Source organism: Paenibacillus solisilvae, from assembly GCF_042656405.1.
GTDB classification, from domain to species: Bacteria; Bacillota; Bacilli; order Paenibacillales; family Paenibacillaceae; genus Paenibacillus_Z; species Paenibacillus_Z solisilvae.
This window is the reverse complement of sequence record NZ_JBHSOW010000080.1, coordinates 77016-95581: the sequence shown is the minus strand read 5'-3', so window position 1 is coordinate 95581 and position 18566 is coordinate 77016. Positions and strand designations below refer to the sequence as shown.

The 18566-nt window shown below is 49.6% G+C and carries 19 protein-coding genes and 4 tRNA genes; 14 read left to right on the top strand and 9 right to left on the bottom strand.

The window, feature by feature from the left end; all coding sequences use genetic code 11:
- The 9 genes from ACFPYJ_RS21495 (at position 1) to ACFPYJ_RS21455 (ending at position 7765) form a co-directional block, all read left to right on the top strand.
- Positions 1-2949, top strand: a complete 2949-nt coding sequence (locus ACFPYJ_RS21495; protein ID WP_379190275.1) for an ABC transporter permease — start codon at positions 1-3, stop codon at positions 2947-2949.
- A 7-nt stretch (positions 2950-2956) separates the two neighbouring features.
- Positions 2957-3835, top strand: coding sequence for an ABC transporter ATP-binding protein (locus ACFPYJ_RS21490; RefSeq protein WP_379190274.1), 879 nt, complete (start codon positions 2957-2959; stop codon positions 3833-3835).
- A gap of 4 nt (positions 3836-3839) precedes the next feature.
- Positions 3840-5381 carry an ABC transporter substrate-binding protein gene (locus tag ACFPYJ_RS21485; RefSeq protein WP_379190273.1) on the top strand — a complete coding sequence of 514 codons (1542 nt, stop codon included), beginning with the start codon at positions 3840-3842 and terminating at the stop codon, positions 5379-5381.
- A 118-nt stretch (positions 5382-5499) separates the two neighbouring features.
- Positions 5500-5664 (top strand): hypothetical protein, encoded by a 165-nt coding sequence (locus ACFPYJ_RS21480; RefSeq protein ID WP_379190272.1) that lies wholly within the window; start codon positions 5500-5502, stop codon positions 5662-5664.
- 83 nt (positions 5665-5747) lie between these two features.
- A tRNA-Met gene (locus tag ACFPYJ_RS21475) sits at positions 5748-5824 on the top strand.
- A 27-nt stretch (positions 5825-5851) separates the two neighbouring features.
- A tRNA-Ile gene (locus ACFPYJ_RS21470) sits at positions 5852-5928 on the top strand.
- Positions 5929-5948: 20 nt separating this feature from the next.
- Positions 5949-6034: transfer RNA gene (locus ACFPYJ_RS21465), tRNA-Leu, on the top strand.
- Between the two features lie 196 nt (positions 6035-6230).
- Positions 6231-6944: a uracil-DNA glycosylase gene (locus ACFPYJ_RS21460; RefSeq protein ID WP_379190271.1), complete on the top strand. Its 714-nt coding sequence runs from the start codon at positions 6231-6233 to the stop codon at positions 6942-6944.
- Positions 6929-7765, top strand: coding sequence for an SPL family radical SAM protein (locus tag ACFPYJ_RS21455; RefSeq protein WP_379190270.1), 837 nt, complete (start codon positions 6929-6931; stop codon positions 7763-7765). The genes ACFPYJ_RS21460 and ACFPYJ_RS21455 overlap by 16 nt, the downstream gene beginning before the upstream one ends.
- A gap of 76 nt (positions 7766-7841) precedes the next feature.
- Here the strand turns inward: ACFPYJ_RS21455 and ACFPYJ_RS21450 are convergent, their stop codons facing one another.
- From ACFPYJ_RS21450 to ACFPYJ_RS21440, 3 genes are all read right to left on the bottom strand, one after another.
- Positions 7842-8849, bottom strand: a complete 1008-nt coding sequence (locus tag ACFPYJ_RS21450) for an S-layer homology domain-containing protein (protein WP_379190269.1) — start codon at positions 8847-8849, stop codon at positions 7842-7844.
- A 204-nt stretch (positions 8850-9053) separates the two neighbouring features.
- A complete protein-coding gene (locus ACFPYJ_RS21445; RefSeq protein WP_379190268.1) occupies positions 9054-9368 on the bottom strand; it encodes a hypothetical protein in 315 nt (104 codons plus the stop codon).
- Positions 9369-9447: 79 nt separating this feature from the next.
- The gene (locus tag ACFPYJ_RS21440) at positions 9448-9786 is read right to left on the bottom strand and encodes a L,D-transpeptidase (protein WP_379190267.1); all 339 of its coding nucleotides are present in this window, start codon (positions 9784-9786) and stop codon (positions 9448-9450) included.
- A gap of 211 nt (positions 9787-9997) precedes the next feature.
- On the opposite strand from ACFPYJ_RS21440, the gene ACFPYJ_RS21435 reads away from it, so the two are divergent.
- A complete protein-coding gene (locus ACFPYJ_RS21435; protein WP_379190266.1) occupies positions 9998-10969 on the top strand; it encodes an aldo/keto reductase in 972 nt (323 codons plus the stop codon).
- Positions 10970-11044: 75 nt separating this feature from the next.
- On the opposite strand, the gene ACFPYJ_RS21430 is transcribed toward ACFPYJ_RS21435, so the two are convergent.
- Both ACFPYJ_RS21430 and ACFPYJ_RS21425 read right to left on the bottom strand, forming a co-directional pair.
- A complete protein-coding gene (locus tag ACFPYJ_RS21430) occupies positions 11045-11212 on the bottom strand; it encodes a hypothetical protein (protein WP_379190265.1) in 168 nt (55 codons plus the stop codon).
- A gap of 457 nt (positions 11213-11669) precedes the next feature.
- Positions 11670-11795 (bottom strand): hypothetical protein, encoded by a 126-nt coding sequence (locus ACFPYJ_RS21425; protein WP_379190264.1) that lies wholly within the window; start codon positions 11793-11795, stop codon positions 11670-11672.
- A gap of 272 nt (positions 11796-12067) precedes the next feature.
- On the opposite strand from ACFPYJ_RS21425, the gene ACFPYJ_RS21420 reads away from it, so the two are divergent.
- The gene (locus ACFPYJ_RS21420; protein WP_379190263.1) at positions 12068-12352 is read left to right on the top strand and encodes a hypothetical protein; all 285 of its coding nucleotides are present in this window, start codon (positions 12068-12070) and stop codon (positions 12350-12352) included.
- 768 nt (positions 12353-13120) lie between these two features.
- Here ACFPYJ_RS21420 and ACFPYJ_RS21415 read toward each other — a convergent pair.
- The 3 genes from ACFPYJ_RS21415 to ACFPYJ_RS21405 are packed head-to-tail and all read right to left on the bottom strand — an operon-like array spanning position 13121 to position 15311.
- Entirely contained in the window at positions 13121-13975 is an 855-nt protein-coding gene (locus tag ACFPYJ_RS21415; protein ID WP_379190262.1) for an RnfABCDGE type electron transport complex subunit D, read from the bottom strand.
- Entirely contained in the window at positions 13976-14902 is a 927-nt protein-coding gene (locus tag ACFPYJ_RS21410; protein ID WP_379190261.1) for an FAD:protein FMN transferase, read from the bottom strand. It lies immediately after the preceding gene.
- The gene (locus ACFPYJ_RS21405) at positions 14874-15311 is read right to left on the bottom strand and encodes an FMN-binding protein (protein WP_379190260.1); all 438 of its coding nucleotides are present in this window, start codon (positions 15309-15311) and stop codon (positions 14874-14876) included. Before ACFPYJ_RS21405 ends, ACFPYJ_RS21410 begins: the two co-directional genes overlap by 29 nt.
- A gap of 131 nt (positions 15312-15442) precedes the next feature.
- On the opposite strand from ACFPYJ_RS21405, the gene ACFPYJ_RS21400 reads away from it, so the two are divergent.
- The 3 genes from ACFPYJ_RS21400 (at position 15443) to ACFPYJ_RS21390 (ending at position 18003) form a co-directional block, all read left to right on the top strand.
- Positions 15443-16129, top strand: coding sequence for a response regulator transcription factor (locus ACFPYJ_RS21400; protein WP_379190259.1), 687 nt, complete (start codon positions 15443-15445; stop codon positions 16127-16129).
- On the top strand, positions 16119-17399 hold the full coding sequence (locus ACFPYJ_RS21395) for a sensor histidine kinase (protein ID WP_379190258.1): 1281 nt from the start codon (positions 16119-16121) through the stop codon (positions 17397-17399). Before ACFPYJ_RS21400 ends, ACFPYJ_RS21395 begins: the two co-directional genes overlap by 11 nt.
- A gap of 160 nt (positions 17400-17559) precedes the next feature.
- Positions 17560-18003, top strand: coding sequence for a hypothetical protein (locus tag ACFPYJ_RS21390; protein WP_379190257.1), 444 nt, complete (start codon positions 17560-17562; stop codon positions 18001-18003).
- 130 nt (positions 18004-18133) lie between these two features.
- On the opposite strand, the gene ACFPYJ_RS21385 is transcribed toward ACFPYJ_RS21390, so the two are convergent.
- Positions 18134-18209, bottom strand: a tRNA-Val gene (locus ACFPYJ_RS21385).
- Positions 18210-18566 lie beyond the last annotated feature (357 nt).

Genomic DNA, 18566 nt, shown 5'->3' with positions numbered 1-18566 from the left:
ATGGGGATGCCGCTATTTCGCTTTTTGTTCCGCAAAATGTGGAACACGCGATGGATGACGCTTAGCTCGCTTGCGGGCTTGATTATTGCGGTTGCGTTCGCGACCAGCATCCCGATGTATGCTGACGGCGCTTTGAAACGAGTCGTTGCCCAGTCGCTCAAGGACGAAAGCGGGGGCTTGCCTGCAGGATCGCTCCTGATGCGATATCAGGAAACCGGCGGCAAGGCGGACTTGAACGCATTAACGGAGGTATCGCGCTATGTTAAGGAGGATGTCCCAAAGGAAATCGGCTTTCCATACAGCACATATTTGCAGAATATGGGCATTCGCAGTGCCGAGCTAACGCCTGAGGATCCCACTAAAGTCGATGCAAGCCGTGTCCGGCAAATGTCGCTTATGACGATGTCGGACTTGGATAAGAAAACCGAGCTTGCACAAGGCCGCTGGTTCGCGGATTCAGTCGGAGCAGACGATACGGTTGAGGCTGTCATGATGGAAGAAGCGATGTACCGAAGCGATGTTCACATCGGAGATGTATTCGAATACCCGATTTATGGCGGACTCAACTTGACGCTCCGCGTCAAAATCGTCGGTGCATTTAAGCCGCTCAGCGATACAGATCCTTATTGGTACCAAGGGCTGGAAGGACTTATGAGCACGCTGCAAATAGGGGAGAAGGCATTCCAGGATGGTCTTCTGAAGCAGAGGAAAATTCCTGTACATACCGCCAACTGGTATTATGCCTTCGATTTGAAGGATATTCAGACGAGTCAGCTGTCTCCGCTTTCGAAGACGCTTGACCGGCTGAATATTGAGCTTTATCAACGGCTCAAGGATACCAAGGTGGAAATTTCATTCGCGAAGCTCCTGGAGGAATTTAGAACGCAAAGTCTTCAGCTTCAAATGCTGCTCTTCACACTGGCGGCGCCGATGCTGGCGATGGTTTTCTATTTTATCGCGATGAATGCAAGACAATCGCTGGATAAACAGCGAAGCGACATAGCAGTACTGCGAAGCCGGGGAGCGGGGACGCGGCAAATTATTTGGATGTATTTGCTTGAAGGGCTTCTGCTGGGCGGAGTTGCACTCGTCATCGGACCGTTTCTCGGCTGGTTTATGGCGAAGAGCATCGGCTCTGCGAATGGGTTCCTCGAGTTTGTCAATCGTAAATCGATTCCTATCGGGTTCTCGACAGAAGCGATCATCGCAGGGGTGGCCGCAATAGTACTGGCGATTCTTGCAACCGTCATTCCAGCTGTTCTCTATGCGAGAGCTTCGATTGTCAATTACAAGCAGCAGCTGGCCAGGTCAGACAGGAAGCCGGTATGGCAGCGCTGGTTCCTCGATGTGCTGCTGCTCGCTATTGCAGCTTACGGCTGGTATTTGTTTAATGAACGTCAAATGATCTCGTTCAAAAGCAAGATGACGACAGATCAGCTGGATGTTCAGCCATTTTTGTTCTTTGTACCGGCCTTGGCGATTTTTGCGATGGGATTGTTTTTCCTGCGGGTATTCCCATGGCTGCTTAAGCTGTTTAACTGGATCGGCAAGAAGGTGCTGCCTGTTCCGCTCTTCTTAACCTTAACGCAGTTATCCCGTTCGTCCAAAGGCTACTATCCGCTTATGATTTTGCTGATTCTGACACTTGGCCTTGGCGTGTATAACGCCTCGGCGGCGCGAACGATCGACTTGAACTCGACCGAGCGGACTTTGTATAAGTACGGAACGGACGTTGTGATGCAGACCGTTTGGGAAGGCCGATCGGAAGTGATTGATACCGGCAATGGCGGTTCCGGCGGCAGCGGAGGCGGTCAAGGTAACGGCTCTGGAGGCTCAGACGGTAATGGAGGCTCAGGAGGATCTGGCGGCGGTAATGGAGGCTCAGGAGGCGGTAACGGAGGCGGGAACGGCGGAGGTGGAGGCGGCCAAGGCGGCGGCGTACCAACCCGGATTAACTACTCAGAGCCGCCTTTCGAGATTTTCCGTAAGCTGGATGGGGTAGAAGCGGCAGCGCGGGTGCTTCAGACCAAAGGAAATATCGTTATTTCCGGCCGTTCGATCGGACAGGGGACAGTGATGGGGATCGATAATGTCGATTTCTCCAAAGTCGCATGGTTCCGCAATGATCTCTTCCCTGACCATCCGTTTAAGTATCTTAATTTCTTAGGTTTATATGAGCAGGCGGCCATTATTCCATCCAAAGTGGCGGAGAAATATCAGCTTAAGCTCGGGGATGTCATCTCCGCGGGCATTCAAGATGGAATGATTGACTTTGTTGTTGTCGGCATCGTGCCGTACTGGCCGAGTCAATATCCGGATCAATCGCCGTTCATCATTGCGAATCTCGATTATATCTACGATCAGGTTCCGATTATCCCTTACGACGTCTGGTTGAAAATGAAGCCAGGTGCCCTTACGGCGCCGATTATGAAGCAGCTTCAGGATAAAGGAATTGAGCTGGCAAGTGTCAAAGATGTCCGCATTGAGCTTGCTGCCCAATCGAAGCATCCAACCCGCGGCGGGGTATTCGGTATATTAAGCCTTGGCTTCCTGGTCTCGATTATCGTATCGCTTACAGGATATATCTTGTTCTGGTTCTTTAATCTATCCGGCCGTATTGTTCAATTCGGTGTCCTTCGGGCGATGGGGCTATCGCGTAAACAGCTTACAGGCATGCTGCTGCTCGAACAGTTATTTACAGCCGGATTATCGATCGGACTAGGTATCCTCATCGGTAAAATTGCCAGTATCTTATTCCTCCCCTTTCTGCAGACGACCGAAAATGTGGCGAACTCCGTGCCTCCGTTTAGAGTCGTATTCGATTCGAAGGATACGAATCAGCTGTACATTGTGGTAGGCTGCATGATGCTGATGGGTGCGACGCTGCTGCTGATTCATATCCGCAGACTGCGCGTACACCAAGCTGTCAAGATGGGAGAGGAGCGTTAAGCGGAACATGATTCAATGTGAAGGACTAGTTAAAATCTACAAATCCGATGATCTCGAAGTTGTAGCGCTGCAGGGACTGAACCTGAACGTTCGCGAAGGAGAAATGATGGCGATTATCGGGAACAGCGGCAGCGGTAAATCAACGCTTCTGAATATCCTGGGAGGACTTGATCGTCCATCAGCGGGGCAGGTAAAGGTCGGTCCCTGGGATTTGCTGAAAATCACCGACGAGCAGCTGGTGGAATACAAGCGCGATACAGTCGGCTTCATTTGGCAAAGCAATGCCCGTAACCTGCTGCCCTATTTGACGGCGCTGGAAAATGTGGAAATGCCGATGATGTTATCCTCCAAGCTCGATCGGGCTTACGCCAAACAGCTGCTCGAATGGGTGGGACTTAAAGAGCGTATGCATAACAAGCTCCATCAGCTCTCTGGCGGGGAGCAGCAGCGGGTGGCCATAGCGATATCCTTATCCAATCGTCCTCAGCTGCTCCTGGCCGATGAGCCGACAGGGTCCGTCGACACGCGGACATCGGATTTGATTATGGATATTTTTCGCAGGCTGAACCGGGAAATTGGCATTACAGTCGTCATCGTAACCCATGATCTCTCGCTGGCCAGTAAAGTGGACCGTGTCGTTGCAATTAGGGACGGTTTAACAAGCACGGAGTTTATTAAACGAAACCCGAATTTGGATGAGGCAGCTGGTAATAGCGCTCATCATGGCATGCAGGAAGCCCATGAAGAGTATGTCGTGGTCGACCGTGTTGGCCGCCTGCAGATACCCAAAACCTATTTGACAGCCTTACAGATTACCGATAAAGCATCAATGGAATTCGATGGTGAGCGAATCATTATTTCGCCGCCCAAATCATTGGAGGGATAAAGGGATGAGTACGACACCGCGTTTGATGAGAGGCTCAACAATTCGAAAAGCATCTGCAATTATTTTATCGGTAGGCTTATTATCCACTGTACTGGCTGCTTGCAGCAAGGGAGACGGGAACAGCAGCGCGGAGCGCCATGTGCTGCGTGTGGGCTTCATGTATTCCAATTCCGACAATGAGCAATATTTGCGCCAGCAATTTACGGATGGTTATGAGTTAACCCACCCGGATATCGACATAGAGATAGCAGCCGCTATCAACTATGATGATCAACGTTTTGAAGAGCCGAGCAAAGACCCTAACAAACCGAATCAGCAGCCGGATCCTTATGAGAAAATGAAGGAAATGCTCGTCGGCAATCATCCGGTCGATGTCGTGGTTTTGGAATCTAATTATTTGAAACGGGCGGTTCAGGACAATTTGCTCAAGCAATTGGATCCGCTTATTCAAGAGAGCAAATTTGACGTGGAGGATTTTGTTCCGACCGTTATAAACGGAATTAAGGATGCAGGCGATAACAATTTGTATGCCCTGACACCTACGTTCAACTCCTCCGCATTGTTCTATAACAAGAAGCTGTTTACCGATGCAGGCGTTCCAGTTCCGACGGATAACATGCAGTGGAGCGATATTTTTGATCTGGCGAAACGGGTAGCGAAGGGCGAAGGCAAGGACCGCAAATTCGGCTTCTCCTTTAACCGTTGGAGCGGCGACCCTTTCAATGACGCGCAAAACTATGCTGCGCCGCTGCAGCTCAAAATTTTCGATAATAAAGGCGAGAAAATGACGGTGGACACGCCGCAGTGGGCAAAGGTTTGGAAGGACGTTCTGGCGCTCTATAAAGACAAAATCGTTCCATCCCAAAGTGATATGAACTTTGGGGGCGACGGCGGAATCGCAAGCGGTAAGGAAGCGGTCTTCAATCCATTCCAAGGCGATCTGTTCATTAACGGTAGAATCGCCATGACGATCGGCGGATATGACTATATCAATGAGCTGGCCAAAGCTAAAGACTATTCGACCAAGAATAAAGCCGTTCCGACTGTGGATTGGGATGTTGTTACGATTCCGACTTTCGCGGAAGCACCGGGAATTGGCGGTAATATCTATCTGAACAACCTGATGGCTATCAACGCGAAAGCACAAAACAGCGAAGATGCATGGGACTTCATCCAATTTAACAACAGCAAGGAATGGGCAAAGCTCAAATCACGCAGCACGTATGAAATGGTAGCGCGTAAATCCTTCCTGAAGCCAAAAGACGGAATGGATTACAATCTCGCTGCATTCTATACACTCAAGCCGGTACCGCCGCAGGATGTTACACTTGACAAACTGTACAGGGATAAACCAAATCTGTGGCAGGTCACTCAATCGGGTCAACCTCTATTCCAGCAAGTATTAGATGGGAAGAAAACGGTTGAGGCCGCGTTGAAAGAATGGCAAACCCAGGGTGATGTCCTGCTGCAAAAGATTAAAGACAATCCTAACGGTCCCCTTGTTCCAGGAGGTAACGGAGGAGGCATAGTACTTCCAAAAGGCTAAAGGTTAACCTCATGCACTGCAGTCCATTATGGGCTGCAGTTTTTTATCCTCTGGGTAGTCTCTTGCTTGTATTATCCGAAATTGGGGTACTCTAAGCAGAGCAAAGGAGGTATTGAGAATGAATTGGGTGTATTGGGTTCGCTTATATGAAACCAAATTTCAAGCAGGCTGCCTTGTGAAACGAATGGAGAATGATTGGTGGGTTTATGGGTATGATTGTCCGCAGGAGGTTGAGGTTTTTAAATCGCGCAAAGGTAGATTTGGCGTGCGTTTTCTTCCATGAAAAATATTTCCTTGACTTCGGACGCTATCTTATTGTATATTAATTCTTGTCGCCATTGATTGATGCTGGTGAAATGGTATTGACGCGGGGTGGAGCAGCCCGGTAGCTCGTCGGGCTCATAACCCGAAGGCCGCAGGTTCAAATCCTGCCCCCGCAACCAACTTACCTTCCAATGTCTTTCTTTTAGGGGCCCTTAGCTCAGTTGGTTAGAGCGGTCGGCTCATAACCGATTGGTCGGGGGTTCGAGTCCCTCAGGGCCCACCATTTCACGCACTTCAAACCATGCCGGGGTGGCGGAACTGGCAGACGCACAGGACTTAAAATCCTGCGGTGGGTGACCACCGTACGGGTTCGATTCCCGTCCTCGGCATCCATCTTTATAACCCAGTGGAACCTTGTGTTTTACATTTGTGGTTAGTGAAATGAACGTCTACATAGCAAGAATCAGATCCTTAATAGACCAGCTTGTACTTGTTACAGGTCGGAGCGATTAAGGGTCTTTTTCTTTCGTCTTAAGAAGTGGCGGCAGAGGTTAATAAGATAGATGACGAAGGGAGATGAGCTGTATGCACACTGCTTTAACCAATGATTGGGCTTCTCTGCTGGAGGAGGAGTTCGAGCAGGCCTACTTCAAAGAACTTCGCGGTTTTCTTGATGAGCAGTACCGGTCCGCATCTGTATATCCGAAGCTTGGTGATATTTTTAATGCGTTGAATTACACCAGTTACGAGGGGACGAAGGTCGTTATTATCGGACAAGACCCCTATCATGGCCCTGGTCAGGCACATGGGCTGAGTTTCTCGGTGCAGCCAGGGGTGAAGGTTCCGCCCTCATTGCAAAATATTTTCAAAGAACTCAGAGAGGATCTGGGTTGCGATATTCCTGACCATGGCAGCTTGATCTCTTGGGCACAGCAAGGGGTGCTTCTGCTCAATAATGTGCTGACTGTTCAAGCAGGACAGCCGGCCTCCCATCAAGGGAGGGGCTGGGAACGATTTACGGATGCCATCATCAATGCCCTCAATAAACGCCAGAAGCCGGTTGTCTTTATTTTATGGGGAAAACATGCACAGGAGAAAGCGGCAGCTATAGATGAAACCTGTCATTGTGTGATAAGCTCGCCGCACCCTAGCCCATTCGCTGCTCGAAAGGGGTTCTTCGGCAGCCGGCCATTCACACAAGCGAATGATTTTCTTCGTCAGATAGGGAGTAAGGAGATCGATTGGCATATTCCGACGCTGGCTGAACTTGAGTCGGCCGCTGCATGGGAACAATCATGACCGGTCCTAAGCAGGAACCCAAGAAGCGTTCTACACGTCTGCTGCTGCCTGCTTCCGGTTATTTAACCGGCTACTCCTATACCTTGAATCCCTATGTAGGCTGCGTATTTGGCTGCTCCTACTGTTATGTAAGAAGAATGCCGCTCGCTTTATTCCGCGGAGAGCCATGGGGAGAATGGGTGGAAGCGAAGGCCTTTCAAGAAGCTGATTTTCGCCGGGAATGGCGCAGGGCGCTTCATAAGGGGGCGGTTACTGTATTTATGTCATCCGCTACCGATCCTTATCAGCCGCTCGAATATAAACAGCAGGTTACAAGAAAATTGTTAGAGATAATGGTTGAGGAGCCGCCTGAATTTCTGTTGGTTCAGACCAGGAGCCCGCTGGTGATTCGGGATCAGGATCTCCTTAGGCAGCTGGGAAGCCGCGTTCGTGTGAGTGTGACGATTGAAACTGACCTAGAGTCTATACGCAGGTCCTTAACCCCTGCGGCTCCTCCTCTTGCAGCGAGATGGCGAACGATAAGAGAGCTGCGGAAGCTGGGGGTGCCCGTACAAGCGGCGGTCTCGCCATTGCTGCCGTATTCGGGAGAGTTTGCGCAGCGACTCTCAGAGGCAGTGGATCGAGTTGTAGTCGATGATTTCTTCCGAGGCGACGGCAGCGGAGGCAAGCGCTCTGCCCAGCTGAAGATGGAAGCGCGATATGGAGAACTGGGAGTTGAGGGGCTGTATACCCCGCAGACGGCCGATCAGTTCGTGGAACAGCTGACCGCTCTCATGCCGGAGGGTGCCGTTTATTTTGGACACGCAGGCTTTATGCCATAAAGTATCTTACAGCGAAAAATCAACACCCCCAGGACCTATTGTCTTGGGGGTGTTTGGTTGAGTGGTTAAAACTATCTTAATGAATTGTGCTCCCATCTGCAGAGGAGATTCCTTCTGAAGGCTCGGCAGCTATCGCGCCGGATCCTGCTGAACCTTCATCAGAGGAGCTGTTTGCCCCAAGTACAGGCTTATAAGCAGAGGAAACATAGGTAACTGCCTTCACCTGTGTAACAACCTGAGGATACATCATATCCTTTTTAGGGAATGTAGGCTCGATGTTAATGATTGCTTGATCCCCATCGAACAGCAGGGAGGCAATACGCATGCCGTAGCCCGGGTTAGGCGCTTGAGCAGTGACAGTAACTTCATTAACATCGGCATTAATCGCTTTGACGGAGATGGCCAAATCTGTTAAAGGAAACGGCGGCTGCTCTTCAACGGGAGGGATATTATTCTTATTCTCTTTTACAAAATTAATGGCATCAAATAACCAGCCAGCAGCTTCACCGCGTGTTATGGCTTCTTTTGGGTAGAAATTGTGTTTGGCATCCAGTTTAACGATATTTGCGATCAGCAGCTTCTGGATGCTGTCCATATATGCGGATGCGATATCGCTTTGATCGTTGATATCAACGAATATCTCGATGAAAGCATAGTCTCCGGTTGCCATAATGCCCCGGAATAAAAGATGTGCGAATTGCTCGCGTGACATCACGGCTGCAGGATCAAGGTCCCTCGGCAAATCAAGGTTATTTTCTCCTGCGATGACGAATGACTCGGAGTACCAGGCTTGATTGTTTGCTTTTGTAAAATAATCCGTAGCTAACGGCTGCTTGAAAAATTGTTTGCCATTCAGATTTAGTCCAAGACCTTTGACAACTATCGTAATGCCAGCTGCATAAGTCAGCTTATCCTTTGGCTTGAAAGTGCCGTCATTGCTGCCCAATACAATGCCCTGATCCTGCAAAGCGGATATTTTATCTGCATTCGGATCGTTCTTCGTATCAGAGAACGCCCAGACCGATTGTGATATTGCTGTAATCATCAGCACGACAACAGTGAAAATAAACAAGGTTTTTTTCATAGTCTGCTCACCTCTATCATTTGATTTGTACCCTTAAAGACGTTGGAAGGTTCATGAAAGTTGCACGGCTGAACTTAACGAAATTCATATGTATGACGTTATTATCGGTTTGCAGCATGGAAAAGGATGCATCAGATTCATACGATGCATCCTCTTTTTAGCTAAAGATGAGCTGTCATGTGGATTCCTTGTTTGAGTAACCTATCAGGGGGTCAAATGATTGTGCAGGCCGATGTCCGCATGAAATCCGCCCCCGTGAAACGCTCCGCCGCCACCAAAGCCGGGTCCGCCAAAGCCGGGACCTCCATGAAATCCAGGACCTCCATGAAATCCGAACGGTCCGCCAAAGCCCCCTATTGGGAAGGGAACCGGTAATGGCAGCACTTCCGGATACGGGTATGGATACGGATATGGATAGGGATAGAGGGATACGGGTATGGATAGGGATAGGGATAAGGATAAGGGTAAGGCGGTTGATTGAACGGAATAGGAAAAAAAGACATACGCAGAAGCCTCCATAACTGATTTGCTGCTAGTAGCGTATGCATGGAAAACAGAACAGGATACTTGCCTACTAGTTGCAGCACTGTTTACTGGGCTAAGGGCGGATGGTAACGCGTGTTCGAATTGGTACAAGCTGTGATAAGGCAATGACATCGGCGTTATACATGCGGATACAGCCGTGTGAAACTTCCCTTCCGATGGAGGAAGGATCATTCGTGCCATGAATGCCATAATGGGGTTTGGACAATCCCATCCATAAAGCACCGAAAGGCCCTCCTGGATTCGGCTGTTTATTGATTATCGTGAATTCGCCGGAAGGTGTTCTGGTCACCATTTTACCAATGCCGACAGGGTAGGAATGAACGACTATACTTCCATCTAATAAATGTAGTTTTCGGTCAGACAAATCCACGATAATGCGATAAGAAGGCATGTGAATCACTCCTTCGTACCATGTTATGAAGCAGCTGCCCGGAATGCTTGGGAATGTGGCGGTATTTGAATTGGGTAGAAATCAAGTAAAGGGAAGTTAGTGAATTATTTTTCAGTCCTTAAAATGTGGCGCACAGTTCCCTATAATGGAAGAGAGCCTGTATACAGTGCATTAAATCAAGATACGGGATGATAAATAACGGAGGTAAACAATGAACTATAGAACATTAGGTAAAACGGGCTTGAAAGTGTCGGAGATCGGTTACGGCGCGTGGGGCATTGGAAAGTCCATGTGGCTGGGTGCATCGGATGATGAATCGCTAAAAGCATTGAACCGTTCCATCGAGCTCGGCTTGAATTTTATTGATACCGCGCTTGGTTATGGAGATGGGCATAGTGAACGACTGGTTGGACAAGTTGTAAGGGATCATAGTGAGCCCATTTATGTTGCGACCAAAATTCCGCCGAAGAATTATCAGTGGCCGGCACGTGCCGGAGTACATGCGAACGAGACATTTACAGCTGAGCATGTCATTGCTTCGACCGAGAAAAGCCTCATTAATTTAGGGCTGGATACCATAGATGTACAGCAGTTCCATGTTTGGTCTGATGAATGGGTTGGGCAAGGAGACTGGCTTGAAGGTGTGCGCAAGCTGAAGGAGCAGGGGAAAATCCGTTATTTCGGCGTTTCCATTAATGACCATCAGCCGGAGAGTGCGATCCAGCTCGTTGAATCGGGATTAGTCGATTCGGTTCAAGTGATCTATAATATATTCGACCAAAGTCCGCAGGACCAATTGCTGCCGGCTTGCGAGAAGAATAATGTCGGAGTTATTGTTCGGGTAGCGCTCGATGAGGGCGGCTTGACGGGGCGCATTACTCCGGAGTCGACGTTTGATGAAGGTGATTTCCGCAACGGCTATTTCCGGGGTGATCGGAAGCAGCAGGTCTATGATCGTGTACAGCAGATGGCTGAAGAGCTTGGTGTGGAACCAGACAACTTTGCTGAGACCGCACTTCGCTTCGTGCTAAGCCAGCCTGCTGTTTCGACAGTTATTCCGGGCATGCGTTCCGTACGCAATGTAGAGCGGAACATGAGCGTTGGTGACGGTCAAGGCTTGCCTGCCGATCAGCTTGCCAAACTGGCCAAACATCGTTGGATTCGCAGTTTTTATGGCGCGTAAGGCTAACCCTCTTATCGGGCTTACCTACAAAGACACCGTACCCTCATCATGAGAGCGCGGTGCCTTTGTTCTTTATTATTGTTTCTTTAGTTTCATGCGGGTATTAATAGCGACGACATTCATCGCGATGCCAATGAGAAGAAGAATAATCCCCAGTAAAACATTTACAAATATGATATCAACAATTCCATAAATAATGAAAAAAGCACTTACGACATGCAGCAGCATCGGACTTATTTTCATAGGACACCTCTTCGATCATTAAAGTTATTAAAAGTATAGCGTATTATGATTATTTTCAACATCATTTCTTATTTAAATGGGCCAAGTTGGATTTTAATCATAATCCCTATCTGAATCCGAACAATGGTTTTGAAAAGCTAAATGCGGAGAAGATTACGATTACGACTGCCATCATGAAACAGACTAACTTCACACCAACACTATTCTTCCCGCGTACGAAGTAAAAGTTTCCGAAGATCCACAAAAGAACGTAAATCATGACAAACAGCAGCCATTTTAATGCTTGTCCGATTTGATTGGAACAGATCCAGCTATGTATGATAATAATACGGTGAGGGCTGCATGGAGTTTGTTCGATGCTGCAACCACACAAAAGACCCATAGAATGGGTCTTTTGGAGAGGGTTTCTGGAGGAACTGCAGCAGCCTGAATGCATGGTGGACATTCAGAGTTCTACTTAGTAGCCGCCATAACCGCCATAACCGCCGAATGCTCCGCAGCTGCATGCAACAATCACCAATAATATGAATAGCACCAGAATCGTACCAGCGTTAGTAAAAGCACCACCTACATGACCGGACATTTATTCAATGCACCTCCTCACGCGTTGAGTACTCTGTATGTTATGCAAGATTCTTTTACCTTGACTGGGTGTTTGTTACCGAGACAATTAATCCATGCCATTTGCTCAGCAACTATGACGATGGCCGTGCCGGTAAGCTCCCACTGCTGGATACCGGTGAATTTGATATTGAGAAACGGTTGGATTCACTTGAGACAATCGGAAAGCCGACATAACGAAACTAAGCAGCTGAGGGATTTGGCAGCAGAAATGGATTGGGAGGTAATCGGAGTATGAGACCAAATACAAACGAACGTCAAATAGCTTCAAAAGCAATTGGATTGCTTAAGAGAGCGGCTAAAGAGGTTGACGATCTCAACCTGTTCTTGATCTGCAGAGAGTGTGCGGAGCATTACCAAACCAACGGAACTAAAGCAAGTGCTGCAATCGAACTTGCTCTGAAAGAGCTGAACAATCTGATAGGAGTTAAGGAAAAGGAACCGGTCAATGTGGATAATTCTGACGATTCAAGAGCGAGGGGTTTCGCTCAGGAAGCGGTATACCAAGTATCTCAATGAATAGGTGATTACCATTTTGGAGTAATTCATATCTACGCTCTTAAGAATGAGAGATGAAATCGCAGGAAGATAATTCCGAGTAGGTATACAACGGCTGAGTACCACAGGGACCAATGGTGATAAGTTAAATAACCAACTTGAATCGATATCCATTCAATACCGACTGACAAAGCAATCCATAGTATCGAATAACAAACGAAAGTTAATTTGTGTTTAGGCATGAAATTTAACATTATAATACCCATCGCGGCGGGGAAGACACTTTGGATTAAGACTACTTGCCATTGTACTCCAGGCTCGAGTTGGTCATAAAGCCTCAAAACTAGATCTAAGATCTGATCAACAGTACGAGTAAGAACAGCCATGACAAACCAAGTGGTGTAGATTTCTTGGCGGGTTAGCCTTTTAGGCATTAACCAGACAATGAGAACAGCTAAAAATGTTTTGATCATCATCACTATCAATATTCCATACCTCTTTATCAAGTGGTGTATTTATTAACCATTATTTTTTTCTATCATTATCGCCAGTGAAGACCAAAGCTATTCCACTCAGATGAAAGAATCAAAATGAATAATGAAATCAATGGACAACAAAAAAAGCCTTGAATATCAAGGCTTTCAGCAGTTAAGTCACGGATGCTTGAGTCGCCGTTGCGGCATACTCGGGCCGAGTAAATTGCGCCTATTGCCGCGGAACATAAAAGATCCATTTTTTGTTCATATTAGCCACCATACTTCCTCCATTTTGCGATTCCGCATAGAGACATCAAACAGATATTTTATCAACTTTCTTCAAAGTAGGGCTAGCCCCTCTTGGTCGAGCGGAGGACAAGCTTCTCGCCCATTGATAGAGATTGCCGGTCATCAGCCCGATGAACAGATACATCAATCCCCCCAAATAGCCGTAAGCTATAACGCCAACAGCAGCCGAAAGGAAGCCAAAGACGATCTGGTCCCTTACTTTAGCTGGAGAAGTAGGCGGATCCGTCAGCATGAATAGAGCGAAAAAGACCGCAGCGTTGACAAAAGGAGGACGGAGCGCGTCAGAGAGGCCCACGGCGTCGAGATAGGACGTCCCGATGTGGACAGTCCCCGTCCCCAGCACGAACAATAGAACGAAATAAGTTCCGAGAAACGTAAACACTTGAGGAAACTTGTTGATTCGATTGATCACCAGGTACCCGCCGATCACCGGCAGAACGAGAAGCCATGCGGGTAGATCGCCGAAAGCACCCCACCAGCTTTGCTGGGATTGAAAGAGCAGAATGGAAACGAGCAGGCCGAACACTGCCGGATTGAACACCGGTTTCTTCTTGTGAGTCAAGAGGTGCTTGGATAATATGGCAATGACGGAGACTCCCGCAACCACCCACGGAGAAGTCGTGAGACTGAGGATCGAGGCGACGATCAGCCCCGTGATCACCGCGCCGTCGGGGAAAATCCGTTTTCTTTTTTCGATCAAGCCGCATATGACGTCTACCGCAACGGCTGCGACGATTGCGACGATCCCGTTGCGCAGGCCGTTCATATTATGAGAAGCGTAGGCCGCTGCGGAATAACTAACGGCTATCGCTATGAACACCCAGGCTTTCGGGGTTTTAGTCCATTGTTTGATACTCATCTAAATCCCTCCAACTCTGGTCATTGTCAAATCGGGAGCAATCCATAATCCCTTCAGCCCGGCGTCCTCGACCAAATCTCGCCCCTCCGCTGAGGCCATCGCGAACGCAGCGGTCGAGAACCCGTCCGCCAGCATCGCGTATGGAGCGATGACGCTGCAGCTGATCCATTCGCGCGGAGAACGCTTGGTTCTGGGGTCGACGATATGATGCACCCCTTCCTTAACCTCGCTCTTCCGCTCATAGCTTCCGGACGTGCAGACCGCTTCGTTGGCGACTTCGACCGTCTGGATGATTTGTTTATTAAGTTCCGGATGTCGGATCCCGATTTTCCAAACGTTCGAACGCGAATCCGATCCTCCCGCGTAGAGGTCTCCGCCGGCATTCACGGCGAATCTCTCGAATTCCATCAGCTCGATTGCCGCCAAATCAATAGCGAAGCCCTTGGCTACAGCACCCAAATCGATCACCATCGGCTTCTTCAAGAGCAAAGTCTTCTCCTGCTCGTTCAGAACGATATCCCGATAGGTAACCGAACCTTCCGAAGGACTTGCCATGAGCGCTCTGGTCAGATAATGGCGGTTAAATCCGAGCTCTTCCATCGTTTTCCCCACGGTAGGATCGAATACGCCGTCCGTCCGTTCGGCGATTTCCATCGCGAACCGGAGAGGATGGAATACATGCGGGCTGAGAGGGACGGGTGTGCCGATCTGCCGGCAAGCCATCATGATCTCGCTGTCTGGTTGGAACCGGCTGCAGGCCGATTCTACTTTGCGGAAGGCTTCGAACGCCCGGTCGATTTTCGTTTCGGTTTCGAGTTCCGGCCGTTCTGTTACGACTTGGATTTCTACGACGGTATCCATAAACAGCTTGGCTTTTTTCATAACCTGAGCGCTCCCATCAAGAATTTCGAGCTTGGTCCAGGGCATTCTGGACGGCCTCCTCGAAGGCTCTCGTGCTGAAAGTCGCGCCGGATACGTTGTCGACCTGCGCGCTTTGGTTCTGCAGCACCTCATCCGGCAAGCCCACCACATCGGATTCCGAATAGTGCATGGCGAATTGGCTGATTTGTACGTCCGTGATTTTGTCATTTTTCAAGGTAACGTCGACTTGGATCGCCCCTCGCCGATTGCTTCCCATCCCCGTGAAGGTACCGTCCCGGTAAATTTGCGAAGCCGCGCTGGGAACCGGATTGTTTAGAGACGGACTCACGGTTTGCGAAATCGAAATCGGCGGCGCTGCGGTCGCATGGGTATCCGTAATCATATATTCAGAGACGTACATTGCTCCGATGGCCGCAGAGCAAAGGACGATCCATTTTTTACTCATTTTCGCCATCGCTATTTCTCCCCTTTGTCGGTTAACGTTTTTCAACCTGAAACCAGTATAGCGGAGCAACCTTTAAATTTTCTTAAAATCGAGCTTTCTGTTAAGATGGATGTAAAAATTGCTGCCGGAGGCGGACCTGTATGCGCGTATTAGTCGTAGAGGACGATCCCGATTTGCTTCGGATCGTTCGTGCTATTTTTGAGGGGGAAGGTTTCCTGACGGATGCCGCCGAGACGGGAGATGACGGATATTACGGGGCGGAACAGGCGATTCACGACCTCATCGTTCTCGACGTTATGCTGCCTGGCATGAGCGGGGTGGAGATCGTGAAACGGTTAAGGGCCCGTTCCATCCTGACGCCAGTCATCCTTCTAACGGCCAAAGATGCCGTGGAGGACCGGGTAGCCGGGCTCGACGCTGGAGCGGACGATTATGTCACGAAGCCTTTTGCCGTCTCGGAATTATTGGCAAGGTCCAGAGCCGTCCTCCGGAGGCGGGGCACGATCGACCAGGAAGGCGAACTGACGTGCGGCGCGATCCGTTTAGTCCCCGCGGATAGAACCGCATTCTGCGGGGAAGCTCCGTTAAACCTGACCACCAAAGAATATGAACTGCTGGAGTATTTTCTTTGCAATACCGGACGGATTCTGACCCGGGAGCAAATCTACGACCGGGTTTGGGGGTTTGAATCCGGGGCGTCCAACACAGCCGTGGAAGTGTACGTCTACCATTTACGCAAGAAACTCGCGGCCCAAGAGGCCGACGCGTATTTGCGCACCGTGCGGGGAATCGGCTACATGTTCAAGGAGGATTCCCATGTTCAATAGAACGCGCAGAAGGCTGGTCTTCCTGAACGCCGCGGTTTTCCTGCTCGTCCTCTCCGTGTTGGGAGTCTTGCTGTACGCCCATATGCGGCTCCGGCTGCTCCATGAGACGGACGAGTCCATGAAGCAAGCGAAAACCCAGCTTCAACAATCCGTCCATCATCTCTCGGAGCTGCTGCGGCCCGACGCTTCAAGTACAGAACCTCGCGAAAAATTAACTTACCTGATGTGGGACGCGAAGGGCAAGCTTGTCGGACAATCCCCTCCATCGTCCTTAGAGAAGCACACGACGGAATTGATCGGGGATCGCCCGGATGTAACAGAAATTCGGACAGTGTCGGCGGGCGGGCAGAATTACCGGGTATTGACCGTGTCTCTCGCATCGCCGTCTCCGGAGGGAATCACCGCGGTCGGGATCGTCAAAAGTCTGGGGGACGTGGATCGCACGCTTCAACTTCTGCTGACGGATATCGTCGCGGCCATGATCGTCGGCGGAGTTCTCTCGGTGTTTGTAGGGATGTATCTGGCGGGAAGGGCGCTGATTCCCATCCGCCGATCCTGGGATAAGCAGCAGCGGTTCGTGGAAGACGCTTCGCATGAACTTCGCACGCCGACGGCGGTCATCCATGCGCAGACGGAGCTTCTTCTGCAGCATCCCGAGCGTTCCATTGAACAGGAAAGTCCCCAAATCGCGGTCATTCTCAAAGAAAGCAGGCGGCTGGGCAGGCTGGTGAACGACCTCCTGACGCTCGCGAGGTCCGATTCGAACCAAGCGCTTATCCAACCCGCGCTTCTGTCGCTGGATTCCTTATTATTCGAGGTGACGGAGCCGTTCCGGATGTTTGCGGAATCAAAGGGGATAGAGATCATCATGGAAGTCGAGGAGCCCCTTGCCCTATGGGGCGATGATAACAGAATCCGCCAGCTTCTCGTTATCGTGCTGGATAATGCGCTGAAATATACCCCGGAATCCGGAGAGATTCGGGTCACCGGTCGGTATGCATCCTCTCAGGCCGTATCGATCGTGATCGCGGACACCGGCTGCGGGATCGCAGCGGAAGATCTTCCCCGCGTCTTCGAGCGGTTTTACCGCAGCGATAAGTCCCGATCCCGATCCCAAGGCGGGACGGGGCTTGGATTATCAATCGCCGAATGGATCGTTGAAGCCCATGGCGGCTCGATTCGGGTCCATTCCAAGGTCAACGAGGGCACCCAGGTAGAGATGCTGTTCCCTCGAAAACCGCTGGGTATTGCGCCGGGCAGATCGGGTTAAGCCTAAAACAACGAAGAGACGCCGGGAGTAACACCCGAGCGTCTCTTTATTGTCCCTGTGCTGTTTATATGGCGAGAGTGATTCAACCAGATTTGTCGAGCAGTATGGCCGCGCTCCACAGCATAGTGAAGATAATGACATCTTTGACAGGCTGTACGCAGTGCGACTCGATCGACTGCCTGAGCATGAGGAATTCCAGGTTCTGCTTGCGTCACTCGATAACCAAGTGCTACTGAGTGGAGCCGAGATTGCGCCGGTCGACCTGGTGGAATTGATGGATGACGATGAACTCCTCGTTGAAATCGAAGGCGCGGTTGACCCTTCCGGCATTACAGAATTGCGACATGTTCGCTCCCGAGCCGAAATATGGGCGGCCGAGGAAATCGCCAATTTTTTTGCCCGGAAGCGAGCATTGCGAGAAAGGGAGTGGCATCTCTGGCGGCCTGCTCACTTTAATATAAAGCAAAATCAATCCACTGCGGCAGCCGGACGGCGCGCGAAAGCTGCAGTGCTTGAATCGGTTCGTCCATCGCGGAATGTGCAATCCCCGCGTGGAAATAGTCTTTCTGTACTTAACCGTTATGTATGGCGGAAGGCTGATTAAAATGGGGAACATTCGTTCTATTTATATTTTTTTACATCAGTTTTACATCAAGCAGTCTGCACTAGTAATTCCGTCTATACTGTAGCAACAAAAAAACCCTTGATTTCTCAAGGGTTCGAACGTTCAGTTATGGTGATCTGAACAGGGTTCGAACCTGTGACCCCTACCCTGTCAAGATAGTGCTCTCCCAGCTGAGCTACCAGATCATATGAAATATTTCTTAGTGACAAGAAATAATATATCAAATCAGAAAAACAAAGTCAACGTCTTTTTTGGGGAAAATAAGAAAAAAATTAAGACTATTAAGAAGGGAGGGCGCATAACGTTACAGAAACGGCGATCATAGGAAAGGCAGGTTGAATTGGTATGGAAGCTGCCCATTTGACATTGTGGCTAATCGGATTGTTTTGCATTGTAGGCGGGGTATCGTTGTGTGTAGCCCGAATGGTTATGCTGGATTCGTATACATACGATGAGTTATTCGTTTGGAGGCGTAAGCTTCCGCCCGAAGCCCGCGGTGACTAACAAGCCGGAAGTGTATGGCTATCATGGTTTGCTTTTCC